General features: G+C 68.7%; 8 protein-coding genes. 3 read left to right on the top strand and 5 right to left on the bottom strand.

Annotation, left to right across the window (positions count from 1 at the left end; translation table 11 throughout):
* Positions 1–410, top strand: a 410-nt coding sequence (locus LGR54_RS25195; RefSeq protein WP_230364708.1) for a hypothetical protein, incomplete at its 5' end; no start/stop codon positions are given.
* 154 nt (positions 411–564) lie between these two features.
* Positions 565–2,154, top strand: coding sequence for a pyruvate kinase (gene pyk / locus LGR54_RS25190; protein ID WP_230364707.1), 1,590 nt, complete (start codon positions 565–567; stop codon positions 2,152–2,154).
* A gap of 124 nt (positions 2,155–2,278) precedes the next feature.
* On the opposite strand, the gene LGR54_RS25185 is transcribed toward pyk, so the two are convergent.
* The 3 genes from LGR54_RS25185 to LGR54_RS25175 form a co-directional block, all read right to left on the bottom strand.
* Complete coding sequence (locus tag LGR54_RS25185) at positions 2,279–3,187, bottom strand: Hint domain-containing protein (RefSeq protein WP_230364706.1); 909 nt, start codon at positions 3,185–3,187, stop codon at positions 2,279–2,281.
* A 163-nt stretch (positions 3,188–3,350) separates the two neighbouring features.
* Positions 3,351–4,127, bottom strand: a complete 777-nt coding sequence (locus tag LGR54_RS25180) for a helix-turn-helix transcriptional regulator (protein WP_230364705.1) — start codon at positions 4,125–4,127, stop codon at positions 3,351–3,353.
* Between the two features lie 147 nt (positions 4,128–4,274).
* Entirely contained in the window at positions 4,275–5,165 is an 891-nt protein-coding gene (locus LGR54_RS25175; RefSeq protein ID WP_230364704.1) for an aldo/keto reductase family oxidoreductase, read from the bottom strand.
* A gap of 130 nt (positions 5,166–5,295) precedes the next feature.
* On the opposite strand from LGR54_RS25175, the gene LGR54_RS25170 reads away from it, so the two are divergent.
* On the top strand, positions 5,296–6,204 hold the full coding sequence (locus LGR54_RS25170; RefSeq protein WP_230364703.1) for a LysR family transcriptional regulator: 909 nt from the start codon (positions 5,296–5,298) through the stop codon (positions 6,202–6,204).
* Between the two features lie 12 nt (positions 6,205–6,216).
* On the opposite strand, the gene LGR54_RS25165 is transcribed toward LGR54_RS25170, so the two are convergent.
* Positions 6,217–7,839 carry an ABC-F family ATP-binding cassette domain-containing protein gene (locus LGR54_RS25165; protein ID WP_230364702.1) on the bottom strand — a complete coding sequence of 541 codons (1,623 nt, stop codon included), beginning with the start codon at positions 7,837–7,839 and terminating at the stop codon, positions 6,217–6,219.
* 93 nt (positions 7,840–7,932) lie between these two features.
* A complete protein-coding gene (gene bcsN / locus LGR54_RS25160; RefSeq protein WP_230364701.1) occupies positions 7,933–9,027 on the bottom strand; it encodes a cellulose biosynthesis protein BcsN in 1,095 nt (364 codons plus the stop codon).
* Positions 9,028–9,095 lie beyond the last annotated feature (68 nt).

Here is a 9,095-nt window from a genome sequence, read left to right as displayed (position 1 = left end):
CCACGACAACCTCCCCGCCAAGACCCGTCAGACGCTTGACCGTATCCGCAGAACCCGAAACTCGTGGCTCAACGGACGGCTCGGAAAATACCGCTATGCGCATGCGCCTTCCTCCCGAAAGGTCGTTTGTTGGTCTTTCCGGCCCCGCCCCGCGGCATGGCCGGCTCTGCTATTTCGCGAAGGCGGCCGATGCGCGGTCGTTGGCGTCGACCATCCAGCCCGGGCCTTCGAAATTTCTTGCCGCCCCACTGCGGCGCGACACCGCACCCGATGGGCCGATCCCGCAGCGCCCGCGCCGGAAATCCGCCCCTCGCCCGACCGAAGAACGGGAAGACGGCCTTGTATTGGTATACAGAATTCCGAATGCCAGCAAGGAGATTTCGTGTTTTTCCGCCGAGGAAATCGACTGACCAAAGGTCATGTAACCAGCACATAGTTCTACCGCGTCGCGCAAATGACACGTTGCACTGCAAAATAAGCAAGACAAGACAGCCTGCGGCTTTTGGTCCATAGAAGAGAACCCCGGCAAAGCGAGCCGGAACAAGTGTTTAAACGGAGGAATCCATGTACAGCAGGCGGGAACGCGCGACGAAGATCGTGGCGACCCTCGGCCCGGCCTCGTCGAGCGCGGAGAAGATCAAGGCCCTGTACGTCGCCGGCGTCGACGTGTTCCGGCTGAACTTCAGCCACGGGACCCAGGCCGACCACGGGCGTGTGCTCGGCATCGTGCGCGAGCTCGAGCGCGAGGTGGGGCGGCCGATCGGCGTGCTCGCCGACCTGCAGGGCCCGAAGCTGCGCCTCGGCAAGTTCGAGGACGGCGCCATCACCGTGACCGCCGGCACTACGCTGCGCTTCGACACCGACCTGACGCCGGGCAACGCCAAGCGCGTGCCGATCCCGCATCCCGAGATCCTCGAGGCGCTGCATGTCGGCTCCACCGTGCTGCTCGACGACGGCAAGGTGCGGGTGAAGGTGGTGCATAAGGGCCCCGGCTTCATCGAGGCCGAGGTGATCGCCGGCAACAAGCTGTCGAACAACAAGGGCTTCAACGTCCCCGACGTGGTCCTGCCCGTCTCGCCGCTGACCGAGAAGGACCGCGCCGACCTGTTCTTCGCCCTCGACCTCGGCGTCGAGTGGATCGCGCTGTCCTTCGTGCAGCGGCCGGAGGACGTTATCGAGGCGCGCGAACTGATCCAGGACCGCGCCCGCATCAACCTGAAGCTGGAGAAGCCGGCGGCGATCGAGCACCTCACCCGCCTCACCGAGCTGTCGGACAGCATCATGGTGGCGCGCGGCGATCTCGGCGTCGAGCTGTCGCTGCCGGAGATCCCGGCCCTGCAGAAGAAGATCATCCGCGAATCCCGCCGCTTCGGCCGGCCGGTGATCGTCGCCACCCAGATGCTGGAATCGATGATCACCGCCCCGGTGCCGACCCGCGCCGAGGTCTCCGACGTCGCCACCGCCGTCTACGACGGCGCCGATGCGGTGATGCTGTCGGCGGAAAGCGCCGCCGGCCAGTACCCGGTCGAGGCGGTCGCGATGATGGACCAGATCATCAAGAACGTCGAACGCGACCCCGGCTACCGCAAGATCATCGATTCGCAGCGGCCGGAGGAAGGCACCAGCGTCGCCGACGCCATCACCCAGGCCGCCTACAGCGCCGCCAACGCGGTCGATGCCGCCGCCATCGTCACCTACACGCTGTCCGGCACCACCACGCTGCACGCCGCCCGCGAGCGGCCGCGCGTGCCGGTGCTCGGCATCGCCTCCAAGCTCGCCACCGCGCGCCAGCTGGTGATGAGCTACGGCGTGCATGTGATCTACGCGCCGGAAGAGATCCACACCTTCGGCGAGATGGCGACCAAGGCGACGCAGATGGCGATCGACTACGGCTTCGCCAGCGAGGGCGACCGCCTCGCCATCACCGCCGGCGTGCCCTTCGCCCAGCCCGGCACCACCAACGTGCTGCGCCTCGTCACCATCGACAAGGGCATGGTGGACCGCAAGCCGGGCAGCCCGCAGCCGGCGCCGCGCCCGCGCGCCAAGGGCGTGGAAGTCGGCGGCGCGTCCGGCGCCTCCGAGGCGGCTCGCAAGAGCGCCGAGCTGAAGCCGTCGCCGCGCAAGCCGGCCGCCGGTCGCCCGGCCTCGCGCTGAGGCCGGCAGGCTCTTCAGCCGTCCGTGAAAGAAACAAGGCCCGTCGCGGCAACGCGGCGGGCCTTGCCTTTTGCGCCCGCGCGGCCGCCAGGCCGCCGCGCCTTTCCGTCCGGCAGGACGCGGATCAGGCCGCCCGCACGTCGGCCGCTTCCTGCCCGCCCCCGCCCATCGCTGCCGCCCGCGTCGCGAGCCGGGCACGGATCGCCGGCGGCAGCTGGCGCACCGACTTCACGCGCGGGCGGTCGATCTCGACCAACGGCGCAGGCTCCTCGCCATAGAGCGCCGCATAGTCGGCATGGTTGTCGAAGCGGCGGCGGCTGACATTGTCGACGAAGGTCTCCGCCGGCACGCCCTCTGCCAGTACCAGCGCATGGCCGTCGAGCTCGACATGGTAGTAGACGAAGCTGAGCGGCATGTCGGCGTGCCGGACGACGCTGGTGCCGTTCACCAGCGCCCCCGCCTGCACCAGCAGACCGTCGACGAGCAGCGCATGGTCGGGCGACAGGAAGAGATCACGCGCCGGCAGCCCCTCATCCAGCGCACCGGCGAGGATGCGGACGGGCAGCACCTGGGCGGGATCGGCGAACAGCCGGCTCACCGTCCGCCGCGCCAGCCAGCGCACCGGCCGTGCCTCGCCGGTGTCGGTGAGCACGAGGTCGCCCGCCGCCAGCGTCTCGATGGGGACCGCGCCGGACGGGGTAGCGATCAGCGTCCCGGCAAGGAAACAGGCGACGAAGGCGGAGACGGTATCGACCGCGACGGCGCTGGTCGGGTTGGAGCCAACGGCAAAGTAATAGTAGGCGCCGAACCTCTCGGCGATCCAGCCATTGGCCGCCGTGCCGACCAGCTTGTAGTAGGTGTCGGTGTAGTTGTAGCCGCCGTTGTCATAGCGGTCGACCGGGATCGTGCTGCCGATCGCATAGGTGCCCTCGGCGACCACATAGGTCGCCCCGGCCGGAGACGATCCGCCATTGGGGGTGAAAACCCCGTCGCTATAGCTGCCTGAAAACAGCCGACTTTCGAACCCAGCCATCCATCCCCTCCGCCATTGGGGTCGCGCAACCGAGCGCGCGCCCGCATCGCCCCACACGACGATGCTTTGAAATTGCAACGATATCGGCGACGGATTCGGGATTCATGTCCTCTGAATAGAGGATAGGCGACCTATGGAGCATCGGCCGGCACCGCCGAGGGGATCAGCCGGCGCGCCGCAACCACAGGCTCATGAGCTCGGCGCGGCTGCGCGCGCCGAACTTGCGGAAGACGCGGGTGACATGCTGGTGCGCGGTCGAGACGGCGGTGTCGATCTGGCGGGCGATCTCCTTCTCCGACGCCTTGGTGAGCAGCAATTGCAGCACCCGGCGCTCGGTCGGCGTCAGCGGCGAGGAGGCCAGCAGCAGGCCATTGCCGAGCAGGAGCTGGCGATGGAACCATTTGATACCGCGCAGCGCATAGGCGAGCCGCGCGATCTGCTCCTCGGTGAAGGCCTGCGCCGCATAGAAACCGAAATGCGATTCGCAGTCCCGATTGAGCGGGAAGGCGACGAAGACCGCATCCTGCGTGCCGACCGAGCCGTAATGGCGATGGAAGAACGGCGTCTCGAACCAGGCAGCCGGCAAACCCCGCCGCAGCGAATAGGTGCGGAAGCTGCCGACATCCCTGAGCGGCAGCAGGAAGGAGGGATCGATCTCGCGGCGATCCCAGATCTTCAGGATCTCCTTGAAATGCCCTTCCTCCGGCAGCGGCTCGACCGGCCGCAGCGCCTGCACCGCCGCCACCCGCCAGCCCTGCAGCGGATCATCGGCGGCCCCGCCATCGACGCGGATGGCGCCGGCCCAGGTGGCGTTCCATGCCCCGACATCCGCCGCGAGCTCCGCCATCAGATGCGCGACAGCCTGCGTCCACTGGCCGGCCTCGACATCCGACACCTGGTCCCAGAGACGATGGATCCACTCCTGACTTTCGGGGCTCATGCTGCGCAACGACGAATCTGGTGGGAAAAGAAAATATTTTCGACCGAATGTCGCAGCGCAGCAATGCCCTCGATAGGATTATTTTACCGTTTTCGATGCGGTGCGGCGCCGCAGGCGGACGGGTGGATAGGCGCGCGGACGCACATATCAGTGCCCGCTGCCCGGCACGTCGCCCGCCGCCATGCCGATGCCGTCGAGGATCGCGGCCGCCTCCGGCGGCAGCGCGAGGGAGGCCGCCGCCAGATTCTCCTCAAGATGCGCCAGCGACGAGGTGCCGGGGATCAGCAGGATGTTGGGCGCGCGCCGCAGCAGCCAGGCCAGCGCCACCTGCATCGGCGTGGCGCCGAGCCCGGCGGCCACCTCCGACAGGGTCGAGGATTGCAGCGGCGAGAAGCCGCCGAGCGGGAAGAACGGCACATAGGCGGTGCCGGCCTGCGCCAGTTCGTCGATCAGCGCGTCGTCGTGGCGAAAGGCGACGTTGTAGTAATTCTGCACGCAGACCACCGGAGCGATGCCGCGCGCCTGCGCAACCTGCGCGGACGTGACGTTGCTGAGGCCGAGATGGCGGATCAGCCCCTTGCGCTGAAGCTCGGCCAGCACGGTGAATGGCTCCTCGATGGATTCCTCCTTCGGCTCGTGCAGGCCGCCGACCCGAAGGTTCACCACGTCGAGCACGTCGAGGCCGAGATTGGCGAGATTGTCGTGCACGCCCTGGACCAGGCTGTCCGGGGTGCGGGTCATGATCCACGAGCCGTCGGCGCCGCGCACCGCCCCGAGCTTGGTGACGATGGTGAGATCGTCGCGATAGGGATGCAGTGCCTCGCGGATCAGCCGGTTGGTGACGTGCGGACCGTAGAAATCGCTGGTGTCGATGTGGTTCACCCCGCCCGCCACCGCCGCGCGCAGCACCGCGCGGGCGGCATCGGGATCCCTGGACGGGCCGAACACGCCGGGCCCGGCCAACTGCATGGCGCCATAGCCCATGCGGTTCACCCGGCGGTCGCCGAGCAGGAAGGTGGAGGTGGCGGTATCGCTCATGACGGTGTCTCCCGGTTTCGCGGTTGAAGCGGTGGTCGACGCCGATATGGACCCGCGGTCCGCATCCGATAATCTAGCGCAATCGGGACAGACTGTGCGGTCATTCGTACAATAGCGGAGAACCCGGACGATGGACCTCGACGAGCTGGCAATCTTCGTCGCCGTGGTGCGCGCCGGCGGCTTCCGCGATGCCGCGCGGGCCGGCAACGCCTCGGCCTCCAGCCTGAGCGACGCGGTGCGCCGACTGGAGGCGCGGCTCGGCGTCCGCCTGCTCCACCGCACCACGCGCAGCATCACCCCGACCGAGGCCGGGCGCCGGCTGTTCGAGCGCCTCACCCCGGCGCTCGCCGAGATCGGCGCCTCGCTCGACGAGGTGAACGCCTTCCGCGACCGCCCCTCCGGCACGCTGAAGCTCAACGTGCCGGCCAATGTCGCGCGCACCGTGCTGCCGGCGGTCATCGTGCCGTTCCTCAAGGCCTATCCCGACATCAAGCTGGAGGTGACGGTGGAGGACGGCTTCATCGACATCGTCGCCGGCGGCTTCGACGCCGGCATCCGCTATGACGAGCGGCTGGCGCAGGACATGATCGCGCTGCCGATCGGCCCGCGCATGCAGCGCTTCGCCACCGCCGCCGCCCCCGCCTATCTCGACGCGCATGGCCGGCCGGCGCATCCGCGCGACCTGCTCGCCCATGCTTGCCTGCGCGGGCGCTTCGCCGGCGGCACCGTGCCGACATGGGAGTTCGAGCGCGACGGCGAGATCGTTCGCCTCGACCCGACCGGGCCGCTGCTGACCCGGCCGAGCCTCACCGCCGACCTGATGATCGACGCCGCCTGCGGCGGGCTCGGCGTCGTCAGCCTGTTCGAGGACTGGCTGGCGCCGCATCTGGCGAGCGGGGCGCTGGAGCCGATCCTGCAGGAGTGGTGGCCGAGTTTCCCCGGGCCGTTCCTCTATTATCCCGGCCGGCGCTATTTGCCGGGACCGCTGCGCGCCTTCGTCGATTTCGTGCGGAAGGCGGGCATGGTGGGCGTGACGTGAGGGCGACGCACCTCAGTCGCGCAGCCCCGGTGCTTCCTGGCCGGTGCGGGCGACGTATTCGGTGTAGCCGCCGCCATATTGGTGCACGCCCTCGGGGGTCAGCTCCAGCACCCGGTTCGACAGCGCCGCCAGGAAGTGGCGGTCATGCGAGACGAACAGCATGGTGCCCTCATAGCTCGACAGCGCGGCGATCAGCATCTCCTTGGTGCCGATGTCGAGATGGTTGGTCGGCTCGTCCAGCACCAGGAAGTTCGGCGGGTCGTAGAGCATCTTCGCCATGACGAGGCGCGCCTTCTCGCCGCCCGACAGCACGCGGCACTTCTTCTCGACGTCGTCGCCGGAAAAGCCGAAGCAGCCGGCGAGTGACCGAAGCGAGCCCTGCGCCGCCTGCGGGAAGGCATCCTCCAGCGCCTCGAACACCGTGCGGTCGGGCTCGAGCAGCTCCATCGCGTGCTGGGCGAAATAGCCGAGCTTGACGCTGCCGCCGACGTTCACCGTACCGGCATCGGGCTCGGTGGTGCCGGTGATCAGCTTGAGCAGCGTCGACTTGCCGGCGCCGTTCACCCCCATCACGCACCAGCGCTCGCGCCGGCGGATGGCGAAGTCGAGCCCGTCATAGATGGTGCGGGCGCCATAGCCCTTGGCCACCCCCTTCAGGCTCGCCACGTCCTCGCCGGAGCGCGGGGCGGGCTGGAACTCGAAGGCGACGGTCTGGCGGCGGCGCGGCGGCTCGACCCGCTCGATCTTGTCGAGCTTCTTCACCCGGCTCTGCACCTGAGCGGCGTGCGAGGCGCGGGCCTTGAAGCGCTCGATGAAGGCGATCTCCTTGGCCAGCATCGCCTGCTGGCGCTCAAACTGCGCCTGCTGCTGCTTGTCGGCCAGCGCCCGCTGCTGGGCGTAGAACTCGTAGTCGCCGGAATAGGAGGTGAGCGCGCCGGCGTCGATCTCGACGATCTTGTTGACGATCCGGTTCATGAAGGCCCGGTCGTGCGAGGTCATCATCAGGGCGCCGTCATAGCCCTTGAGGAAGCTCTCCAGCCAGATCAGGCTCTCGATGTCGAGATGGTTCGACGGCTCGTCGAGCAGCATCACGTCCGGGCGCATCAGCAGGATGCGGGCGAGCGCGACGCGCATCTTCCAGCCGCCCGACAGCGCGCCGACGTCGCCGGCGATCATCTCCTGCGAGAAACCGAGGCCGGCCAGCACCTCGGCGGCGCGGCCCTCCAGCGAATAGCCGTCGAGATCGAGGAAACGCGCCTGCACCTCGCCATAGCGCTCGATGATGGCGTCCATCTCGTCCATGCGCTCGGGATCGGCCATGGCGGTCTCGAGCTCGGCGAGTTCGGCCGCGACCGCGCTCACCGGGCCGGCGCCGTCCATCACCTCGGCCAGCACCGAGCGGCCGGCGGCCTCGCCGACATCCTGGCTGAAATAGCCGATGGTGATGCCGCGATCGACGCTGACCTGCCCCTCGTCGGGCGGCTCCTCGCCGGTGACCAGCCGGAACAGCGTGGTCTTGCCGGCGCCGTTGGGACCGACGAGGCCGATCTTCTCGCCCTTGAGCAGCGTGGCGGAGGCCTCGATGAAGACGATCTGCCGTCCGTTCTGCTTGCCGATGCTGTCGAGACGAATCATGGAAACCCGCGCGCTGCCGAATGTGCCGAATGTTGGCGCGGGTCTAAGCCATCCCGCGCTCCGGCGGAAGGGCGCAGAATGGCGGAATGCCGCCTATTGGCCGGTGGTGGTGGCCGGATAGGTCGCGGTGCCCGGCACCACGCGGACCGCGGTGCCAGTCGTCCCGGCGGCACCCCCGGCGGCAGACGGCATCGGTGCCGGGGCATAGCCGGAGGAGGCGCCGGTGGTGGCGCTCCGCGCCGCACCGGTGGTGCCGGACGACACCGGGCGCGGCGCAGCCGGGGTGGCTGCCGCACCGGACGTGTCCGGCGGCGGCACCACCGGATAGCCGGCGGCCGGCGTATAGCCGTCGGTCACCGGATCATAGGCGGAGGGCTGCTCCACCGGCTCGGGCTGCTCCACCCGGCTGCCATAGCGGCGGGCGGTGGCACGCGGGGCGGGCGCGGCGGCCGGCTCCGGCCCCATCCAGCCATCCAGCACCGTGCCGTTGCCCTGCACGCCGGTGGGATAGGCGAGCGGCCCGCCAATGCGGCCGAGGCCCTCCGGCTCGCCCATCGGCCGGCCATAAGGCTGCCAGCCGCGCGGCAGGAAATAGCCGTTGATCGAATAGCGGTACATCACGCGCAGCAGGTCCTGCTCGCTGGCGCCCTTCTGGCACAGGCGCAGCCGCACCGACAGCACGCCACTGTCGCGCACCAGCCGATAGACCGGCACCCGCGACTGGATGCGCTGCCAGGCATACATGCAGATCTCGCCCGCCCCGCCGCGGCCCATGGCGTAGTTGAACGGCCCGTAGCGGTTCTGCACGAAATAGTTGGAGGTGTGCATCGTCACGCCGGGCAGCTGCTTCTCCATCTCCTCCTCCAGCGCTTCCTCGTTGAGGAAGTCGTCGCTGCGGGAGTAGCTGCCGGCGCGCACACGCTCGACCGGGCCGAAGAAGGTGACGTGGAAGGCGTTCTGCCCACGGGCGGAAGAATTCGTCTCCAGGATGATTTCCTGCATGATGGCGTTGGAATACGCCGTCTGCAGCACGGACAGCACCCGCGGTGCCGCGCCGGGTTCGGGCAGCACCAGCGCCTGACTGGTATCGACCTCGACGGTCTGGCCAGCCACGCGCACGCCGCGCTCGAAATAGGACGGATAAGGGGAGGTACAGGCCCCCAGCAGCAGCGCGAGGGAAACAGCCATCCCCCTCAGGGCAACCCGGCTCATGGTTCGTCCGTTCATGGGTCCTTCACGGGCTCGAGACGCCGTCC

Source organism: Ancylobacter sp. Lp-2 (assembly GCF_020523795.1).
Taxonomy (GTDB): Bacteria; Pseudomonadota; Alphaproteobacteria; order Rhizobiales; family Xanthobacteraceae; genus Ancylobacter.
This window is presented reverse-complemented; position numbering and strand designations above follow the sequence as displayed.

What these genes read in the sequence shown, in the direction of transcription:
- pyk (WP_230364707.1), top strand. Translation starts at nt 565, where the DNA reads ATGTACAGCAGGCGGGAACGCGCGACGAAGATCGTGGCGACCCTCGGC.
- LGR54_RS25185 (WP_230364706.1), bottom strand. Translation starts at nt 3,187, where the DNA reads ATGGCTGGGTTCGAAAGTCGGCTGTTTTCAGGCAGCTATAGCGACGGG.
- LGR54_RS25180 (WP_230364705.1), bottom strand. Translation starts at nt 4,127, where the DNA reads ATGAGCCCCGAAAGTCAGGAGTGGATCCATCGTCTCTGGGACCAGGTG.
- LGR54_RS25175 (WP_230364704.1), bottom strand. Translation starts at nt 5,165, where the DNA reads ATGAGCGATACCGCCACCTCCACCTTCCTGCTCGGCGACCGCCGGGTG.
- LGR54_RS25170 (WP_230364703.1), top strand. Translation starts at nt 5,296, where the DNA reads ATGGACCTCGACGAGCTGGCAATCTTCGTCGCCGTGGTGCGCGCCGGC.
- LGR54_RS25165 (WP_230364702.1), bottom strand. Translation starts at nt 7,839, where the DNA reads ATGATTCGTCTCGACAGCATCGGCAAGCAGAACGGACGGCAGATCGTC.
- bcsN (WP_230364701.1), bottom strand. Translation starts at nt 9,027, where the DNA reads ATGGCTGTTTCCCTCGCGCTGCTGCTGGGGGCCTGTACCTCCCCTTAT.